Below are 19,421 nucleotides of genomic sequence, written 5' to 3' on the forward strand. Positions count from 1 at the left end.
CCGGCATCTTAACAAAACATAAAGGATAGAATTTGGAAACCGTATACCGATCGGTATATATTTGCAATACCATGAAACACAAACTAACATTCGCCCTGATCATGGGCATGATCACCACAGCCATTATCTCTTTTACATTGATTGCCCTGAACCTGGGGTTCAGCGAGAAATTCCTTACGACCTGGTTGCGCTCCTGGTCCATCTCGTATGTACTGGCCGTAACAGCCATGCTGACGATCGCGCCCAGGGTGCAGTTGCTGGTAGGTTACCTGCTCGGCAACCCAGCCTCCAGGCAAGAGAAGAAATAGCCAGGGACAGAAAAGCAGCTGCCCCCGCCCCCCATGTGGGTAATGCGCCCCCAACACTCCCAAAAAATTCACGACATTTGCAGACTTTTCAATTATGAAGGTTTGCATTGCGGAAAAGCCCAGCGTGGCCAGGGATATTGCCGCCATCATCGGCGCCAAAGATCGTAAGGACGGATACCTCGAGGGTAATGGTTACCAGGTAACCTGGACCTTCGGGCACTTCTGCACGCTAAAGGAACCGCACGACTATACCGACCAATGGAAATACTGGCGGCTGGAAGACCTGCCCATGATACCACCCAGCTTCGGCATCAAACTTATCAACAACGACGGCGTAGAAAAGCAGTTCAAGGTGATCGAGCGGCTGGTGACCCAATGCGAAGAAGTGATCAACTGTGGAGATGCCGGCCAGGAAGGGGAGCTGATCCAACGATGGGTACTGCTCAAAGCCCAATGCAAAGCCCCCGTTAAAAGACTTTGGATATCTTCCCTCACCGAAGAAGCCATCCGCGATGGATTTCAAAAACTCAAAGAAGCTTCCCAATACGATAACCTGTATGCGGCCGGCAGCGCCCGCGCCATTGGCGACTGGCTGCTGGGCATGAATGCCACCCGGCTATTTACCAAGAAATTTGCCCAGGGAAAAACCATCCTGTCTATTGGCCGGGTACAAACACCTACACTGGCCATGATCGTGGCCCGGCAAAAAGAGATCAACGCCTTCCAGTCGGAAGAATACTTTGAACTGAAAACGATCTACCGCGATACGGAATTCACGGCCACCATCGACCGCATCAAAGTGAAGGACCGGGCCGATAAGGGACTGGCCTATCTCAAGGAGCTTCCGTTCGAGATCACCTCCTTCGAAAAGAAAGAAGGGAAGGAGGGCAACCCGCGTTTGTTTGACCTTACCGCTCTGCAGGTGGAAGCCAATAAGAAATATGCCTACTCGGCCGATGATACGCTCAAGTACATCCAGAACCTGTACGAGAAAAAGCTGGTGACTTACCCCAGGGTAGATACAACCTACCTCTCCGAAGACCTGCATCCCAAGATCGAGGGCATCATGAAAGACATGACACCATATGCAGCCTTGATAGCGCCCATACTCGCTAACCCGATCCCAAAGCTGAAGACGGTGTTCGACGACAAAAAGGTATCGGACCACCACGCCATCATTCCGACAGGCGTGTACCCCGGCAACCTGTCGCCCGAGGAAAAACGCATTTACGACCTGGTGGCCAGGCGCTTCATTGCCGCTTTTTATCCAGAATGTAAGATATCCAACACCACCGTGCTGGGTAAGGTAGGCCAGGTACCGTTTAAGGTAACGGGCAAGCAAATCCTCGAGCCCGGCTGGAAGGAAGTGTACGCCAATGACGTAACGGCCAAAAAAGAAGGGGAAGAAGAAGAAAAGATATTACCGGTGTTTGTAGCAGGAGAGAGCGGACCACACGAACCACGCATTCACCAGGGCAAAACCACGCCACCTAAGGCTTTTACCGAAGCGACATTGCTGCGCGCCATGGAAACAGCCGGCAAGCAGGTTGACGATGAAGAGATGCGCGAGTTACTGAAAGACAATGGTATTGGCCGCCCGTCGACCCGCGCGAATATCATCGAGACCCTGTTTCGCCGCAAGTACATCGAAAAAAAGAAGAAGAATATATACGCTACGCAAACCGGTATCGACCTCATCGACACCATCCAAACGGAGTTATTGAAAAGCCCGGAGCTGACGGGTATCTGGGAACGCAAACTGCGCCTCATTGAAAAAGGCGAGTATGCGATGGAAACCTTTAAGCAGGAGTTGATCCAGATGGTGATCGACCTCACTAAGGAAGTAAAAACGGCCACTTATAAGGTGATCTCCGTTGCTGCCGACCAACCGGCCGCCAAAGAAAAAGAAGGCGCAGAAAAGCCTAAAAAGGAGCCCAAACCGAAGGAGCCCAAGAAGGTAGTGACGGTCGAAGAACAACAATGTCCCAAGTGCAAAACGCATAAGCTGATCAAGGGCAATACAGCCTACGGATGTGCCAACTTTAAAGTGTGTGGTTTTAAACTACCATTCGAAGTATTTGGCAAAAAACTCACCGATAAACAGGTTACCGACCTGCTCAGCAAGGGCAAAACCGGCAAAGCGAAAGGATGGAAGCTACCAGGCGCCACCGACGAAACGGAAGGCAAACTGAAGTTTGACGCCGGATTCAACATGGAGATAGGAGAGTAGTTACAACGACACACCAATACTTCACAGATCAGCCTGTGGTTGACAACAAACCATTCACCCGTTCACAAACATCCCTCTTCGGTAGCGAGGTAATGTCCGTATTCCTGCAACAGGTCGAGAATGGGCAATGCTTTTAATGCACGGTCGGTAAGTTGGTATTCTACCCTCGGTGGCTTCTCCACATACGCATGGCGGGTCACCATCTTTCTTTCTTCCAGTTCCTTCAGTTGGGTGAACAGCATTTTATCGGAGATATGCGGTATACTTTCTTTCAGGTTGCCGTAGCGAACGGGCCCATTGCGCAATGCCAGCAAGATGGGCATTTTCCACACACCGCCAATATGGGCGATGGCAAACTCAATAGTGCTGTAGTATTTCTTTTGCTGGTGGAAGAACTCGCTCATGCACAAATGTAGGGCAGCCCTTCCAAAGCCTTTGCTTTACATACCAAAATGTAGGTAACCATGGCCGGCAAGGCCCGCGAACTTAGTTTTGTTGCCCAAAAAACGAACCTACTATGCACCAACCCGGTAATCAGCCTGTCTGGACTTCCATTCCCCTGCTTCACTGCCTCGCCGTAAATGAAACATTGAAATTCTGGAATTCGCTTGGCTATTCCATTACCCACCAGCAAAGCCGTCCTTACCAGTATGGGGCGATTGAGCGGCAAGGCCACCAACTGCATTTTTATCGCTTTAAGGACATAAAGGCGGACAATAACCAGCAGGGCACCTGCCTGGTGATCGTCCCCGATGCGCAGCAGGTTTACGAGGATTTCACCCGGCGGTTAAAGAAAGCGCTGGGCAAAGTGCCCCATACGGGCCTGCCGAGAATATCGAGGATGAAACCCGGCACTACACGGTTCACGCTGACGGACATAGCAGGCAATTCCGTGATCTTTATTACGCTGGGTGTGAAGGACGCAGCGACCTGGGAGAAAGCGGAAAACAAAGAGCAAACCATGCTGCAAAAAGCGATCGCCATGGCCATCCGGTTCAGGGACTACAAGAATGATGACCCGGCAGCGGCCAAAACCCTAGACGCTGCGCTGAAAAAAAGCCAGCAGGAACAACCGCAAGACCTGGCCGAAGCCTTGATCATACGCATCGAGCTGGCCGTCTTTTATGAAGACAAGGAAAGAGCAGCACAGTGCGAAAAGCAGCTGGCCAACCTGGGAATATCGGAGGAGTTCATCAAGGCGTTGAGAAAAAAACATTTCCCGGCGAGATAAGGCTGCTTACACCAGCAAATGCTTTTCGCCGAATCGTTCGAATTTGAAGAGGCGTGATTTCAGTTTTCCGAAAGAGAGAACCTTCGCCAGGCGGAATAGAAGGGATAGCACTGGGTATTCCTTCCAGGAGTTTCCAGACTTTGATCTCGTACCAGAGCAGACTTCCTTCGGGAGGCTTTTGGTATTTGGGGGAGCATTGCCTTATATTAGCGTAACTATCCGGACATTGGTAAGCACCGGATAAGGATTCACGTAACCCCAAATCATCTGATGCATGTTTTCGTTATTCAATAGTAAAAAAGTTACTATCCATTCATTATCCATTCCCGACATTGGTTGGCGAAAGGCGCAGGATCAGCCGGACATTATACAGTGGTACAATCCCGAAGAAACGATGGGATTGTCGGTCAATTACTTTAATCTACGCCCCGACATTCCCGCTATAAAGGATATCCACGCCTTGCGCCAATTTTACCGGCAGCGAATCATGAATGCCGGGGGCGGGGTTGTCGAGATTAGTAAACTACAGATACAGCATTGGGAGGCCATCAGGACAATATTCAAATTTCGTCAGGAACCTTCGGGTATTATGTACCTGGCTTCAATAACCATTCCATTCAAAACCTGCAGTTTCGTGGTTAAGATACAAGCCATGGAGGTTGGTCATACGGGCATGCGGGAGGCGATCGTTGCCAACAAGCTCCTTTCCGAAAACCAGGGAACAGACATTGAAAGTATCTGGTCGGCCGCTCCGAATGATCATTCATACAGCCAGGAGTGGGTGATGAACGTTTCGGAAGGTTCGGCTTATGATCTTGAATTTCCCAATCACCACCTTTCAAAAGCAAGGGCTTTGCTGGCTCAAATTGAAAAAGGAATCGTGTTTAAAAAGGAACTGGAAAAACAAAAGCCGTTTGATCGATAGATAACTAATTACAGCCGCGAGTTGGACACAATAGTGAACATACAATACCAATGCAGGTCCTGCCTACTTGGCGGCGCCATCGGCGATGCCTGGGGCAGCAGTTATGAGAACGAAGCACCGCCTGCCTACTCCAACACGTTTTACCTGGTTCCACCCAAGGAGATCCCGCCAACCTGGACCTTCACCGACGACACACAGCTAACGATGGCTACCTGCGAAACGTTGTGTATGCCGGGAGCATTTGAGGCAGGCCAATTGGCAGATAGGATGTTGCAGTACTACCTGGCAGGCAAGTTGACCGGCATCGGCGCCAGCACGCTGAAAGCGATCAACGAGCTACGGGAAGGAGGGCACTGGAGCCAGGTAGGTCGGGGAGGGGAGTTTGCCGCCGGCAATGGTGCTGCCATGCGCATCGCACCATTTGCTTTTTTCAGCAACATAACAAGAGAAGATATCCGAAATGCCTGCCGCATAACCCATAGAAACGACGAAGCATATGTTGGCGCCTTGGCAATAGTGCTTTGTCTTAAGTCTATAATCTCCGGCGCCTGGAATGGAGACAACAACCTGTTTGACCTGATCATTCCTGAATTACCCGACACACGGGTACGAGACCGGCTGATCGAGATCAATGCGATCGGGAATACAGAGATTGCTGCTGTTGCCCGATTGGGTTGTGATGGCTATGTGGTAAATTCTGTGCCGTTGGCAATCTTCGCGGCCAAGCAGGCGCCCAAATTGGGCATTCTTCAAATGTTTCAATCGCTCATGGAGGTTGGTGGAGATACTGATACCAATGCATCGATGGCTGGACAGATTGCGGGCGCATTGATCGGACTCGACAACTATCCCCGGAAGTTGGTCCAACAATTGGAGGAGGTATCGGGATATAACTGGGTAAAGCCCATCATTGACAATACGGCACCACACTGCAGCCATAGCTAAATGTTCACAAAGTTTTAACCCTGCCGGACAGCCTAACCGATAAATCGGCTTCCGTGAAAACAGGAAGTATCCTATCTTTAAGGGGCAACCGTTGAACTTCCTGCACGTCCATCACTAAAAAACAGCATATGAGACCATTAATGATTGCCCTCCTCATGGCCGCTTCATTCTATGTTAATGCGCAAGTGCCTCCCCCCAAAAAGACACCCTATATTTTTGTCATCAACGATACCATTGCGACCAGTGATCAATTGAAGCAAATTGTTAATGCAGCGGCGGTCAAATCTTTGGAGCGTGGGGTATCGGAAGAGAAAATGAAAGTGCTGAAAGAAATTAATGGCGACAAGATAGGGGACGACAGGAACCTGATCATGACAATCACCTTACTCACAGAAGAGGAAAAGAAACAACAGGCCCTTCAACCCAGGGTCAAGGCGCCCGGGAACGCAACTGACGAAGGCTATATCCTAAAAGTAGACGACAAAGCGGCCGACTTCACGGTACAATTGCTGGACGGCGAAAAGGTAAAACTATCTGCGCTGAAAGGCAAAGTGGTATTGCTCAACTTTTGGGCAACCTGGTGCAGCCCCTGCATGATGGAATTTAATGAGCTCCCATCAAAAATATTGCAACCCTTCAAAGACAAAGACTTTGTGTTCCTGGCAGTGTCGAGGGGTGAGGCGAGGGCGGTGGTGTCAAAAACCATGGTAGAGCTCCGGAACAAGGGCATCGACTTCAACCCGGGCATCGATACCGATAAAAGCATCTGGGGACTTTACGGCACGGTGGGCATTCCCAAAAACTACCTGATTGACAAAGAAGGTGTGATCCGCTATGTGTCAACCGGCTATACCGAATCCGGCGTAGACTACCTGGCAAAGGAGATCAGCAAGCTCTTGAAGCAATAAGCAGGTTTCCCGAATCCAGGCCGTAGACCACCAGCCAAGAAGATCGCTAAGCTCTTGAAGGAAAAATAAAAGCTATCGGGCTCCCAGTAGGTGACGCCTCAAAATGGCCCCCTGCCTGTCGGGCAAATCTGGGCCGCGAAACCCACTACTGTCGCTGGTTCCAGCGCGTTCGGGGAAGCAACCCACAGGTCTCCAGCTGCCGCTTGACACCAAGTCGCTAAAATATTCCGCTGGCTTATGCTTTTTCGCGGCCGTTTCCGTACATTTGTCGCCCTTTTTACCACCGAAGTACCGGGTTTACCGGGAACCAAACGGAGAGATGCCAGAGCTGGTTGAATGGGTCGCACTCGAAATGCGAAGTGTGGGTAACTGCACCGGGGGTTCGAATCCCTCTCTCTCCGCTCTTTTTTTAGAACCTCAATACCGGTGCGGGTTTCAGCCAATACAAGGCTGAACCCGGAACTAAAACCGGAACTAAACAAGTTTCGCAAAACGAAGGAAACGCCTTCAAGTCCTTGGACTTGAAGGCGTTTTTGTTCAATACCGTTCCTCAGATATATTACTACCTTGCTTATTCTAATTCAATTGCAAGATTCTTATTTCCAATTGCTTTTTGTCTGACCATGTCAACAGTCAGTATTTCGTGTTCGTCGATCCAGGCATCAGATACCTCAGAAGCAATAATTACATCAACAGCTTTACAAAGATTAGATATTTCTTTTGCTAGATTATTAAAGCTATAGCGCTGGTCCCCATTGCTCGTGTAGGAAAACCATTTTAGAGAGGCATCGAATGCAATGAGACTAGGGGCAAAAAAATGCAAGGTCAATTCACCTTTTTCCAGCAAAGCTAAATCTTCAACACTCCATGCATTTTTAAGAAAGTATTCAGCCTTTCTGAGCCAAAGTTCAATTAAAACTTGTTTGTTGATTGTTGGCACAGTCCAAATCCATTCTCCTGCAACATTTTCATTAAGTGAAGTGTTCAGGATCCTTGGAATCTCTAAAACCCCTTCAGGCGTCAATCTATGTTCTATTAAAGCTTGTACTAACTGTCCCATAATTTTTGCTTCGTAAAAAGTATTGAGTTTACAAGTGTCAACCCACTGTTGCCAATACGAGGTTGGTGAACTGATTCATTTACGCAAATCTCATCGTAAACACCACTCTATGCTCGCCTGCACCAGAATAATCCTTGACTACTTTTATTCCATTGCCATTTTCAACACCTGTCATTTCCATGCCGAGACTCAAGTGAAAGTTTATCGATTGTTGGTTGGTGGGCGTTGTGATAGCTTTTAAATGTTGAATACCGATGCTCCTGAGGTATTCCATAAAATGGCCATATAGGATTCTACCCAATCCTTTTTTCTGATAATTGGACCGTACACCTATCAGGTGCACGTAGCCTGTGTGCGCGGTCTGCGACACAAAACCAAAAAGATAGGCAATGACAAGGTCGTTATCCTTTATAATAAATGCAGTATTACCGAATTCGTTAATAAACATGGGGTGGTGGTAGCACAGCGTTCTGTTGCTGCCCCAAAAATCTTCAATGTCTGTGAGGATCTGTAAAAAATCTGGATGACTACAAGTAGATATTTGTCCCATTTTCTGTTAATGGATAAATAAGTTACTAAACTAAACCATTCTTTCGAAAGGCGATAAGCAACGCGCTTCAAACGCCAAACCGCACCATTCATTAGCAAAATACTACCACCCACTCATTGCAATTTCATGCTCCCACAGACCATCGATACATTGCGGTCTCCTGCCCTTTGAAGACTCAGCAACAGGCTAAAAACAATAAAAGCAGCCACCGGGAGTTTATTTACATGATTTCCTTCATTAATATATTGAATATATCGTATGCGTACACCTGCTCAGCGTCTTAAAATTGGCGAAGGTAAAATAAGCGGCTATTCGTCGATATTCCTTGGTTTACTTTCCCTCACGGGCGTTATTTGTTTTAAATATCCGGAGTGGCTCACCACACCCCAATTCAGGGAAGTATATACGGGGGAGTCTATGAAGATAGTGCTGACGTCTACCATCATCGCGTCTTTTCTCTTTGCGCTCGTCAGCTTTATGCTTAGCAAACAAAAGAAATGGGCCCTCACAGGACTGCTGATCTGTACCCTGGCCATTGTTTTTGGGGGCTTACAGGTACAGGGGCGGCCGGTAGAGAAGAACAGTTGGTCCCTGGGTGTTGACTGGTTATTGCTCGACCTGTTGCTGATGGCCGTGATCTTTGTCCCTATCGAAATGGTGTTCCCCAAAAATAAGCAACAAAGCAAATTTCACGAAGAATGGAGAACCGACCTGCTCTATTTTGTGATCAGCCATTTGTTCATTCAGTTCTTTGGGGTAATTACCCAGAAGCCAGCAAAGTTATTCTTTGGATGGATCGGACTGTCGGACCTCCAGCATTGGGTGCAACAGCTGCCCTATGTTATTGAGCTATTCTTCGCCTTCCTGATCACCGACCTGTTTCAATATGCCGCCCATCGCTTTTTCCACTCCCATACCTACCTGTGGCGCTTCCATTCTGTGCACCATTCCACCCAAAACATGGACTGGCTTGCCGGATCCAGGACCCATTTTGTAGACATCTTCGTCACCCGGTCCATGACCTTTATACCCCTGTACATATTTGGCTTTTCGGAGATCACTTTTAATACCTACATTATTTTCATGGCCATCCACGCGGTGCTTATTCATGCCAACACCCGCATCAACTTTGGCTTCCTGAAATATATTTTTGCTACGCCCCAGTACCATCACTGGCACCATTGCGAAGACCCCAGGTATTATGGAAAAAACTTCGCCACCATATTCCCCTTCATAGATAAGATATTCGGCACCTACTATCTGCCCGGCAATACCTGGCCCGAAGGTACAGGGCTGCGGGAGGCACATTTCCCGAAAGGGTATGTGAACCAACTGGTGTACCCATTCACCAAAAGTCCTTTTGATGAAAACCTCGATATGGAGAATGAGACCAAGCGGTAGCGGGCGCCGAACAATCCTATGCCTATCTTTGTAAGTGTTATTGTACCACTGAAAAGAGACGTATGAAGAAAATAGGATTCTTATCATTCGGACATTGGTCTAACCATCCGGCCTATAAAACCCGTACCGCGGGCGACACCTTACTTCAATCGATCGACCTGGCTGTCGCCGCCGAAGAGATCGGTTTAGACGGTGCCTATTTCCGGGTACACCATTTCGCCGCCCAGCTGGCATCCCCATTTCCTTTGCTGTCTGCCATCGGTGCCAAAACAAGCACCATAGAGATTGGAACAGGTGTTATCGACATGCGTTACGAAAATCCCCTCTACATGGTGGAAGACGCCGGAGCGGCCGACCTGATCTCACGCGGTCGATTGCAATTGGGCATCAGCAGAGGGTCGCCCGAGCAGGTAATTGACGGTTGGCGTTATTTTGGATACGAACCGGCCGAAGGAGAAACGGATGCCGATATGGGACGCAGGAAGGCCATGCAATTTCTCGATAGACTCAAAGGCGTTGGATTTGCGCAACCCAACCCAAACCCCATGTTTCCCAATCCACCGGGCCTGTTACGGCTGGAACCGCACTCCGCGGGATTGCGCGAACGTATCTGGTGGGGAGCTGCATCCAATGCAACAGCCATTTGGGCAGCCGAAAACGGCATGTACCTGCAAAGCTCTACCTTAAAGTTCGATGAAAGCGGTAAGCCATTCCATATACAGCAAGCAGAACAGATCAGGCTATACAAAGAAGCATGGAAAAAAGCAGGGCATACCCGCGAGCCAAGGGTGTCAGTAAGCCGTTCTATTTTTGCATTGATGAATGACCAGGACAGACTTTATTTTGGGCAGGAAACCAACAGAGTCGATAAAATTGGCATGATCGAAGCCGACAAACGCGCCATTTTCGGAAGAAGCTACGCAGCCGAACCGGATCAACTCATCAGGGAGCTGGCCCAGGACGAAGCCATTCAGGAAGCAGATACGCTGCTATTAACTATACCCAACACGTTAGGAGTAGACTACAATGTACACGTGCTGTCGTCAATCCTGAAACATGTGGCACCCGGGTTAGGTTGGCGGTAGATGGTAGCCTAATTGGTGACCTTAATCGGTTGAAACTCTATGTGTGTAGTATTGTAAAATATCGATTGTCGAGTCCTTTACTATAATGAATCCGAAATTTGAATATTGCTGCATAGCAGAATCGATCATTTTTCCGCCCGATGCTTCAAAGGTTATGATGTGTTTTTTGTTTGCCGTATCATAATACCAACGACGCATTTCTATAGATCTGTCTAAAATTGGCTGAACCAGCAATAAACTATCATCCTTGTGTGTAACAAGGTTTATTGAAGAATCATTATTAACAATTGTAAAAAGACTGTTATTACGCAGAAACGTATAAACAGGCACGTTGTATTGACTGGCAAAACCACCGTACACTGCCAACCCCGATTTACGTATACTGTCTCCCAATATTTCATAATCCTTACCAGATGAAACCGAGAGATGCTGGTAAAGTATGCATAACTTCTCTGCTTCAAGCTGGCTTACCGCTATCAGTTTCGTAGGATCTGCAACTTTCCTAAATCCAGGTGAAACTTGATAATTGCCTTCTTCCACTATCAAATACCCTTTTTCCACTTTCACTATTTGTCTCGGAGACCAGGACCAGGTAGCATAGGTTCTTAAAGTCGACTTATTTCGAAAAAAGACCAGACATCCATATTGACCAATATTATTTGCATACACATCATAAACAGTATCCTGATACATTGCCCGACTATTGACTGGCCAATTTGAAGGCTCCAATAAATACTTCCGTTTCTCTACTTTAAACTTATTGGTGAAATAAAACTCCGCTTCGGGGTATCCCAATCGATCAGGTTCATCCTGCGTCAAAAAAGCAGTATCCCCGTTCTTGTATATAAAAGAAATGGGAAAAACATTTAACGAATCTTCCAATCTCCTGACCCGCTTATAGCCTGAATCAAATACTGCAAGTTTATGATTAGCTTGCACACATAGAAAATAACCGTTTGAAAAAACTGCACTGGTGATAGCAGTATCTGCGTCCAGTTGTTTGTAAATAACTTTATACGGAATCTCATCCCTTTTTACTTTTGCACTACAAGAAAAAAGAAAAACCAAGAACCCATATAGGCATAGTATTTTCATTCACAATCGAATTGAGGGCTAGTCTTAATCTGAAGTATTGCTAAGGCTTAATTCTTCTCAAGTCATCTATCAGGATACCAATTGTCGATTTCCGTTCTTCCCATTCCAGTTTTAACGTGCAAATACTCCTTAAAACGCGAACTGTCCCGAAGTTGTACGCCTACTAAAGCAAGCTGTTTTGTCGCAGCATTTCCGCAATGCAAAGGAGCCCACCTTGTAAGTATATTGTATTTACCATTTTCAATTGCTTCAAATGTCCATATCTCACCATCTAACCCGCCACTGCAGGTTGTATCCTCAGTTATTCTCCAAAAGCCTATTTGATGAAGCTTTTGAGAAATCGAATAATATAAGCTATCCTCAAATTGTTTAGTAGCAACAAAGTCTAAATAACCAGAATAATAACCACCGTGCCCATTTGCCATTTTTAAAGTCAGTGTGCTTTTTCCTGCCATCTGTTCAAGAATTAGGCAGTAGGGGGTTCTAAAGACAGGATTGATGGAAATTCTAAACCACCTTTTAACACTATCAATTTTAGTTGTATCAATATACTCCTCATCAAAACCCAGCATGAATGGATCGGAGATATTTTTCGCTTTTGTTCCAGACATTATGTATTTGGAAAACTTATCAAAATCATTAAGACTATCACCTTGCCCCATCCGTCCATTGTACATTCTATGCGCAATACTATCCTTAAAGTATTTCCTTATGCTGTCTTGCGACCAATTTATATTGCCCGGTAAATGAATTATTTCTTTGGCTTCTTGCCTGCAAGAAAAGACAAGCAACAGAAATGTAACTATAGAAATCAATTCCTTCATAAGACTGCCGCCACTATTATAGTGGCCCCATTGAATTTGTTGATTGAATAAGCTAAATCCCCAAGTATCGAACCTAAAACATTTTATCAATGCAAATTATCATCTTGAAATTTGTTGCAGGTATTTATTGAACACCTCGTAATACTGATACTTGTCAAACTCAAACCTGAGAGATTTGCCACTGTCATTAATAACCCAGCGAACGCACTCATCAGTTCTCTCTATCAATACCGCAATACCGCCACAGTCGTAATCACCACATTCCGCGCAGCAATAAATCAACACCTCCGGATTTGCTAATTCCTCTCTATGCTTCTCCAGATACCATTCGAATTCCTCTTCAGTCCAAGATCCAGGATATATTTGCCTGATCTCCGCATCTGCAACTTTCTTTCCAAGCAATTGCTTTACTTTAATAATATCGGTCTTAGGATTTGAACCTAACGCACCAATCGAACTATCCAATATGCTCGTTTTGTCGTTATAGAACCTATCAAGAAGTTCCGACAATGAAAAATCATTAATAAAGTACTCCAGGAATCGCAAGTCTTCTTTTGCAGGCCGGCTGCCTGTTACCGCACCATGACCTGAAGTCACCTTCTTTTTACTTGCAACTTTTTTCAGTGGATTGCTTTTGATGTCCGCTACCGAACCGTGTATAGAATATGTTTGAAGTCTTATGCGATCCATCGTCCAATAATTATCATTTGTTAATAACCGCCGCTAGTTTCAGTATAGTTCGGCATTTTCCAATTACCGTCCGGGTTGTTTGAGAACTGCCACGGAACGAGTGCCTCTCGAATTCTGTTATGCATATCAGTATAAATCATTTTCTATTGGCACTACATCCTGCAATTTGGGCAACGGCCGAATCAGAATTTTACGCTTTTTATTACTCAGTATTTTGGTGATATCGTATCGTTCACTTCTCTCAATTCTTACTCCCGTCAAAAGGTTAAAATCTGTAGTAGTCACAACACCGCGCCCATCCGAAAAACTCATTGAAAAGCCAATCAAATCAAAACATCCATGCTGATACCTGAATTTATGTTCATAATGCCCGCGCAGTAACTCAACATACACACTCAAAACTCCATTTGTAATGGCAACATGCGAAAAACCGTCCCCAGTAATATAGGCGTCCCTGCCGTTTGGATATTGGGCCTCGATTAACTTTAAGGAAGATACTATAAGCTCCCATTGACCACCAGGCTCTTTAAAAAACACCTGCAATTGATAGGGCGCATTTTCATGCAAAGTATCCTGGGTAACAACCACCTTATCGGATAAGCTATCCTTATTCAAGTCACCTTCAACCTCCATTACCAAACGGCTAAAATTAAAGGCAACTGAATCAGTTTGCCCGAAACCATCCAGGTAAAACACTATCCAAAATATTGTAATCAGTTTTTTCATTGCTCCGGCATGCGTCACAAAAAAGAGGAATATAGTTACCCTCATAACGCTATATTACACCCCTTTTGCGGGAAAAACAATTGCAACAGGGGCACATCACCGGTTCGATACCCTGCTTGCACCGAAACCGCACAATGTCAGCGTACCATTTCGAGAGCCTCCAGATGGGTCAAATCCAAATAACCTGGTAAACCTTTCCCCAGCCTCTGGTTAGTAATTTTATTGGAACCAGGACGGACCGTATCAAATTATGGAATATTTTTAGTGTCATGATTACACTTGCCATCCTCAACACGCTCCGGACCAACCGCTCTCTGCTCATATTATTTTTTTCCGTTGTATTTCTCTCCTCCTGCCGTCAGGAGGATGCCGATAAGCGCATCAAACAAATAGAGCCTGCCAAAGCAGCCAGGATGGCCGCGGCGGTCGACTCGGTTTTCAAACCCCTGATCACGGACACCAACCTGACCCTGAAATTGTGGGGCATCGATTCTCTCGTAATATCTCCCATCGCAATAGATATCGACGATGACGGCAGTCTCTACTATACCACCACCAACCGGCAAAAGCATTCCGAATTCGATATCCGGGGTCACCAGGATTGGGAGATACCCTCTATCCAGCTGCAGTCGATTGAAGACAAGCGCGCTTTCCTGCACAAATACCTCGCACCCGAAAACAGCAAGCAGAACACCTGGCTGGACGACCTGAATGGCGACAGCTCACACGACTGGCGCGATATGACGGTGGAAAAAGATAATGTATACAGATTGAAAGATACAGATGGCGACGGTGTAGCCGATCAGTCGCAACTGGTGGTGGATGACTTTCACGACGAGGTGACTGATGTAGCAGGCGGCGTTTTAAAGGATGGGGAGAACCTGTATGTGGCAGTAGGCCCCGACCTCTGGAGAATGAAAGACAAGAACGGAGATGGTATTGCCGATGAAAAAACGTCGATCTCGCATGGGTATGGCATTCACATCGGATTCAGCGGGCATGGCATGTCGGGCGTTGAAATGGGGCCCGATGGAAGGATCTATTGGCAGATCGGCGATATCGGATTCAACGGGGTCGATCAAACAGGCAAACTATGGTCTTATCCCAACTGCGGCGTTATAGCGAGAAGCAATCCCGACGGCAGTGATTTCGAGATCTTCGCTCATGGCCTTCGCAATACACACGAGTTTGTATTTGATGACTATGGCAACCTGATCAGCGAAGACAACGATGGCGATCATGCAGGAGAAGAAGAAAGGCTGGTATATGTAGTGAATGGGGCCGACGCCGGCTGGAGAAGCAACTGGCAATATGGTAAATACCGCGATCCACTGAACAACTCTTATAAAGTATGGATGGATGAAAAGATGTGGAAGCCCCGGTGGGAAGGACAGGCCGCTTATATAGTGCCTTGTGTTGCCAATTATGTAAGTGGTCCGGCCGGTATGGCCTACAATCCCGGAACAGCCTTAAGCCCCGCTTATAAGAATATGTTCTTTATAGCCAAGTTTGTCGGTAACGCCGCCCAATCGGGCGTCTATGGCTTTAAGCTGAACAGCAAAGGCGCTGGTTTCGAACTCGGCGACGATACCCTGGTAATGGGTGGCATTCTGCCTACCGGTCTTGATTTTGGTCCCGACGGTGCCCTATATATAGCCGACTGGATCGACGGCTGGGGTACACTCGGTTATGGACGCATCTGGAAACTGGATGACAAACGGGGTGCGGGGCAAGCTGCTCGCAAACAGACGCAAGCGCTGCTGGCGGCCGATTTTTCTTCCAAAAAGACGGAGGAACTCGGCACCCTGTTGCGTGACGCCGACAGACAGATAAGATTGAAAGCACAGTTCGAGTTGGTAAAACGCGCCAAAGCCGGCGAAGAAGCGTTCACCAAAGCGCTGTCACAAACCGATCATCAACTCGCAAGGATACATGCCATTTGGGGCCTGAGCCAACTGGCGAGGAAGGACGCTTCCTATGCAAAGACGCTCTTGGCGTTATTGAAAGACAAAGACCCCGAGATCAGGGCACAGGCAGCCAAGTGGTTGGGCGACATTAAATTCAAAGATGCCGGCGCTCAGCTGGAGCCATTATTGAAAGACCCTACTAGCAGAGCGAGATTCTTCGCCGCCGAAGCACTTGGAAGGATCGGATACACACCAGCAGTGAATGGTTTGATCGACCTCGTACGCCAAAACAACGACGAGGATGTCTATATCCGTCACAGTGCCAGTCTTGCATTGGCGCGCATCGGCAACGCTGGTCCTCTGGTGCAGCTTTCTAAAGATCCTTCGCGTGCTGTGAGGATCGCGGCCGTGGTTGCCTTGCGCAGAATGGAGAATCCCGGCATAAAAGCTTTCCTGCAGGACGAAGATGAGTTTATCGTAACAGAAGCCGCCCGGGGCATCAACGACGATCTCTCAATTCCCGATGCATTACCCGCCCTTGGCGAAATTCTCACTACTACGCGATATACCAACGAAGCACTTTTAAGGCGCACCATCAATGCAAATCTACGGATAGGCACCAATGAGGCCATGACCCGCCTGATCACATTTGCAGGTAAAGAAGGGGCTCCTGCAGCCATGAGGGCCGAAGCGATCGACGCGCTGGGCACCTGGGTTAAACCTTCCGTGGTTGACCGGGTGGATGGCAGGTACCGGGGTGTTGTTACCCGGGATTCCACCGAAACGAAAGCAAAGACTGGTGACGCGCTTACCAGCTTACTGACCAATAAAGAGCAACTGGTACGACTGAGTGCTGTCAAGGCAGTAAAAAGACTGGGGATATCGCAAAGCGCTTCTGTATTACTAGGATTGCTAAAAAATGACAAGGAGGCCGCCGTCAGAAAAGGCGCTTTACAAGCACTGGCATCCCTGCAATTTGCACAGATAGGAGAGGCCATCAGTATAGCCGTCGCCGATAAAGATAAGTCAGTGCGGGTAGCTGGTATCGACCTCATCGCCAGGATGAATATGTCGAAAGAATTAATGGTAACCTTGTTGACCAATGTTATCAACACGAAAACGACCGAAGAACAGCAGGCAGCGCTATTGACCCTGGGCAATCTGCCCCTGCAATACTCGCAACCGGTATTAGAAGGCCTGATCAATAAAATGTCGGCAGGCAAGCTGTCACCGGTCCTCTACCTCGAACTGGCTGAGGCTATCGATAGCAGCCGCTCTTCGGACCTGGCAGCCAAATATAATACGATCAGCAAGGGATTGTCGGCAGATACATTGGGGGCTGCATATGCCGGAAGCCTGTATGGAGGCGATCCGCAGAAGGGGAGAAGGATATTTTATTCGAATCAAACGGCACAGTGTATCCGTTGCCATGCGTACGACGATTATGGAGGCAATGCGGGTCCGCGCTTAAACGGTGTTGCCGACCGGTTAAAACGGGAACAATTACTGGAAGCCCTGGTGAAGCCCAGTGCGCGACTGGCGCCGGGTTACGGCACCGTGATCCTGAAGATGAAAGACGGTAAAACGAAATCGGGTATCCTTACGGCTGAAAATGACCAGCAAATTACGCTGAAGGTGGGTGATAAAACCGAGCTGGTCGCTAAAGCGGATGTATCGACCCGTACGGATGCTCCGTCCAGTATGCCGGAAATGCGCTACCTGCTCACTAAAAAGGAGATCAGGGATGTAGTGAGTTTCCTGGCTGAACTGAAAGAGGAGAAAAAGGCACATTGATCAAGCTGCCATACTAAGCCTATAGCAGAAACCAATTAATGACGATAGCAGTCAACAAGACCAGGAGCATCGTTCGTTGGGTAATATTGCATATTTTCCGAATCCCGGGTCTGCAGAGGGTGTAGAGTACGCCAACCCAGAAAATGGAAAAGGAGGCCGCGGTAACAGGGTCTGCGACGAACGTTTTTCCGTCACTGTTTAATGCAGCCTGTTGAAATATCCAGACCAATGTTACCACACTTCCCAGCACCTGGTATATTAGAAGGAAGTTCAGCAAAATCCAGCCAGACTTTGTTCTTAACCAAAAGAAAAAAATAGCAATCGGAGTTAACCCGATAAGCACAAGGGTTCGCAAGTGGATGAAACGGAATCGTGCATAAGGAGAGTCAAGGCCTGCTACCGCATCCGGTGCAATGGTGACAGCATTCCAAAGCCACATGATCCCCAACACGATCGCAATCAACCGGATCATTTTTTCCGGACTCGCTTGCGACCCTTCCGCAGGGTTGATCATATCCAGCAGTGTTCGGCCTCCGCTCCTGATTTTCTCCTCCATTTTTTCTACTGCATCCTGCTGGTAGGTTTCATCTTGTATAGACTGATTGGCTATTGCCAACTCAGCTTCGCTCAATTGCCGGGCGCTCAACTCCTGTTTTGCAGCAGCAATGGCTGCAGCCTGGTACCCTTCGGAGTTCTGGAGAATCCTGAGCAGTTCACTATCGGAGATCGTCTTGTAGTATTCGCTAAAGTTGGCAGGAGCATCCATTGTCACCCTTTTTGTTGATTAGTCAGGCAATATACGCTATGGCCTGAAAAACAACAATTCAAAACTAAAGTATACGTCTACCTATCACCGTACTCAATTCATTTTACCGGAATCGGGTCATATAAAATCAGGATACCCTTGTAATTTTTGTAACTTTGCGCGCCTTTTACATCCAGCAACCGTGAAGGCGCCCAAATAAAAATAATCCATGAGTACAGTAATCACTTCCGCTTTGAAGGATCGCAGCAATGGCCAGTGCGAATTATGCACCAACGAACCCGCCACCAACGCCTATGCAGTGAGCCCACGGAACAACGACGCTATTGAAAACGAAGTAGCCCTTTGCAATACCTGCCTCGCCGCCCTGGAAGGCACCGACAACGCTTTGCATTGGAATTGCCTGGCAGGCAGCATCTGGAATGCAGAACCCGCCGTACAGGCGTTGAGCTACCGCATACTGTACAAATACAAAGACCAGGAATGGGCCAACGAGATCATCAGTTCCGTCGAGCTGGATGAAGCAGTTGTTAATTGGGCAGTGAGCGCTTACGAAGTAAAAGCCATTCACGTGGACAGCAACGGCACAGAACTCACCAATGGTGACACCGTTGTACTGACCCAGGGCCTCAATGTAAAAGGCGCCAACTTCATGGCCCCCAAAGGAACCATCGTCCGGAAAATAAGGCTCGTACCAGACAACACCGAACACATCGAAGGGAAGATCAATGACCAAACCATCGTGATCCTGACCAAATTTGTACGAAAATCCTGAACTTGACCTCCTTGTTCGCGGCTCAATAAGGCATCTTCCATGTATACTCCTGATTACCAGCGCATTTGAAGCATAGTAACCTGTCACGTCCTGAAATCGCTTTACAGTTTTGGGTAGTAAGTCTGTAACTTAAATTTACCCAAGTATGAATCTAAAGAAAGAAGGCCGGGATTCGATTTATGACAGCAGTTTGAAGATCACGGT

The 19,421-nt window shown here is 47.4% G+C and carries 18 protein-coding genes and 1 tRNA gene; 11 read left to right on the forward strand and 8 right to left on the reverse strand.

Features of this window, described 5'->3' with window-relative positions; translation table 11 throughout:
• The first annotated feature begins 71 nt into the window (after positions 1–71).
• On the forward strand, positions 72–308 hold the full coding sequence (locus P2H89_RS08765) for a DUF2798 domain-containing protein (protein WP_275826301.1): 237 nt from the start codon (positions 72–74) through the stop codon (positions 306–308).
• A gap of 94 nt (positions 309–402) precedes the next feature.
• Positions 403–2,538: a type IA DNA topoisomerase gene (locus P2H89_RS08770; protein WP_275826303.1), complete on the forward strand. Its 2,136-nt coding sequence runs from the start codon at positions 403–405 to the stop codon at positions 2,536–2,538.
• Positions 2,539–2,600: 62 nt separating this feature from the next.
• Here P2H89_RS08770 and P2H89_RS08775 read toward each other — a convergent pair whose 3' ends face one another.
• Positions 2,601–2,942 carry a helix-turn-helix domain-containing protein gene (locus P2H89_RS08775; protein WP_275826304.1) on the reverse strand — a complete coding sequence of 114 codons (342 nt, stop codon included), beginning with the start codon at positions 2,940–2,942 and terminating at the stop codon, positions 2,601–2,603.
• A gap of 113 nt (positions 2,943–3,055) precedes the next feature.
• Here P2H89_RS08775 and P2H89_RS08780 point away from each other — a divergent pair, with 113 nt between their 5' ends.
• From P2H89_RS08780 to P2H89_RS08800, 5 genes are all read left to right on the forward strand, one after another.
• Positions 3,056–3,769, forward strand: coding sequence for a hypothetical protein (locus P2H89_RS08780; protein ID WP_275826306.1), 714 nt, complete (start codon positions 3,056–3,058; stop codon positions 3,767–3,769).
• Positions 3,770–4,043: 274 nt separating this feature from the next.
• Entirely contained in the window at positions 4,044–4,694 is a 651-nt protein-coding gene (locus P2H89_RS08785) for a hypothetical protein (protein WP_275826308.1), read from the forward strand.
• A gap of 21 nt (positions 4,695–4,715) precedes the next feature.
• Positions 4,716–5,639: an ADP-ribosylglycohydrolase family protein gene (locus tag P2H89_RS08790; protein WP_275826310.1), complete on the forward strand. Its 924-nt coding sequence runs from the start codon at positions 4,716–4,718 to the stop codon at positions 5,637–5,639.
• Positions 5,640–5,767: 128 nt separating this feature from the next.
• A complete protein-coding gene (locus P2H89_RS08795; RefSeq protein WP_275826312.1) occupies positions 5,768–6,547 on the forward strand; it encodes a TlpA disulfide reductase family protein in 780 nt (259 codons plus the stop codon).
• A 313-nt stretch (positions 6,548–6,860) separates the two neighbouring features.
• Positions 6,861–6,948, forward strand: a tRNA-Ser gene (locus tag P2H89_RS08800).
• Between the two features lie 170 nt (positions 6,949–7,118).
• Here P2H89_RS08800 and P2H89_RS08805 read toward each other — a convergent pair.
• Both P2H89_RS08805 and P2H89_RS08810 read right to left on the reverse strand, forming a co-directional pair.
• Positions 7,119–7,607 carry a hypothetical protein gene (locus P2H89_RS08805; RefSeq protein WP_275826314.1) on the reverse strand — a complete coding sequence of 163 codons (489 nt, stop codon included), beginning with the start codon at positions 7,605–7,607 and terminating at the stop codon, positions 7,119–7,121.
• 79 nt (positions 7,608–7,686) lie between these two features.
• Positions 7,687–8,157 carry a GNAT family N-acetyltransferase gene (locus tag P2H89_RS08810; RefSeq protein ID WP_275826316.1) on the reverse strand — a complete coding sequence of 157 codons (471 nt, stop codon included), beginning with the start codon at positions 8,155–8,157 and terminating at the stop codon, positions 7,687–7,689.
• Between the two features lie 258 nt (positions 8,158–8,415).
• Between P2H89_RS08810 and P2H89_RS08815 the strand changes: the two genes are divergently transcribed.
• Both P2H89_RS08815 and P2H89_RS08820 read left to right on the forward strand, forming a co-directional pair.
• The gene (locus P2H89_RS08815; RefSeq protein WP_275826318.1) at positions 8,416–9,558 is read left to right on the forward strand and encodes a sterol desaturase family protein; all 1,143 of its coding nucleotides are present in this window, start codon (positions 8,416–8,418) and stop codon (positions 9,556–9,558) included.
• A gap of 62 nt (positions 9,559–9,620) precedes the next feature.
• On the forward strand, positions 9,621–10,643 hold the full coding sequence (locus P2H89_RS08820; protein WP_275826320.1) for an LLM class flavin-dependent oxidoreductase: 1,023 nt from the start codon (positions 9,621–9,623) through the stop codon (positions 10,641–10,643).
• Between the two features lie 21 nt (positions 10,644–10,664).
• On the opposite strand, the gene P2H89_RS08825 is transcribed toward P2H89_RS08820, so the two are convergent.
• The 4 genes from P2H89_RS08825 to P2H89_RS08840 form a co-directional block, all read right to left on the reverse strand.
• Positions 10,665–11,738 (reverse strand): hypothetical protein, encoded by a 1,074-nt coding sequence (locus P2H89_RS08825; protein ID WP_275826322.1) that lies wholly within the window; start codon positions 11,736–11,738, stop codon positions 10,665–10,667.
• Positions 11,739–11,800: 62 nt separating this feature from the next.
• The gene (locus P2H89_RS08830; protein ID WP_275826324.1) at positions 11,801–12,562 is read right to left on the reverse strand and encodes a hypothetical protein; all 762 of its coding nucleotides are present in this window, start codon (positions 12,560–12,562) and stop codon (positions 11,801–11,803) included.
• A 99-nt stretch (positions 12,563–12,661) separates the two neighbouring features.
• Positions 12,662–13,252 (reverse strand): hypothetical protein, encoded by a 591-nt coding sequence (locus P2H89_RS08835; protein ID WP_275826326.1) that lies wholly within the window; start codon positions 13,250–13,252, stop codon positions 12,662–12,664.
• A gap of 126 nt (positions 13,253–13,378) precedes the next feature.
• Complete coding sequence (locus tag P2H89_RS08840; RefSeq protein WP_275826328.1) at positions 13,379–14,023, reverse strand: hypothetical protein; 645 nt, start codon at positions 14,021–14,023, stop codon at positions 13,379–13,381.
• A gap of 224 nt (positions 14,024–14,247) precedes the next feature.
• On the opposite strand from P2H89_RS08840, the gene P2H89_RS08845 reads away from it, so the two are divergent.
• Entirely contained in the window at positions 14,248–17,679 is a 3,432-nt protein-coding gene (locus P2H89_RS08845; protein ID WP_275826330.1) for a HEAT repeat domain-containing protein, read from the forward strand.
• A 19-nt stretch (positions 17,680–17,698) separates the two neighbouring features.
• Here P2H89_RS08845 and P2H89_RS08850 read toward each other — a convergent pair whose 3' ends face one another.
• The gene (locus P2H89_RS08850) at positions 17,699–18,445 is read right to left on the reverse strand and encodes a hypothetical protein (RefSeq protein WP_275826332.1); all 747 of its coding nucleotides are present in this window, start codon (positions 18,443–18,445) and stop codon (positions 17,699–17,701) included.
• A gap of 208 nt (positions 18,446–18,653) precedes the next feature.
• Between P2H89_RS08850 and P2H89_RS08855 the strand changes: the two genes are divergently transcribed.
• Positions 18,654–19,217 carry an alkylphosphonate utilization protein gene (locus P2H89_RS08855; protein WP_275826334.1) on the forward strand — a complete coding sequence of 188 codons (564 nt, stop codon included), beginning with the start codon at positions 18,654–18,656 and terminating at the stop codon, positions 19,215–19,217.
• The last annotated feature ends 204 nt before the right edge of the window (positions 19,218–19,421 follow it).

The organism is Paraflavitalea sp. CAU 1676, assembly GCF_029223285.1.
Classification (GTDB): domain Bacteria; phylum Bacteroidota; class Bacteroidia; order Chitinophagales; family Chitinophagaceae; genus Paraflavitalea.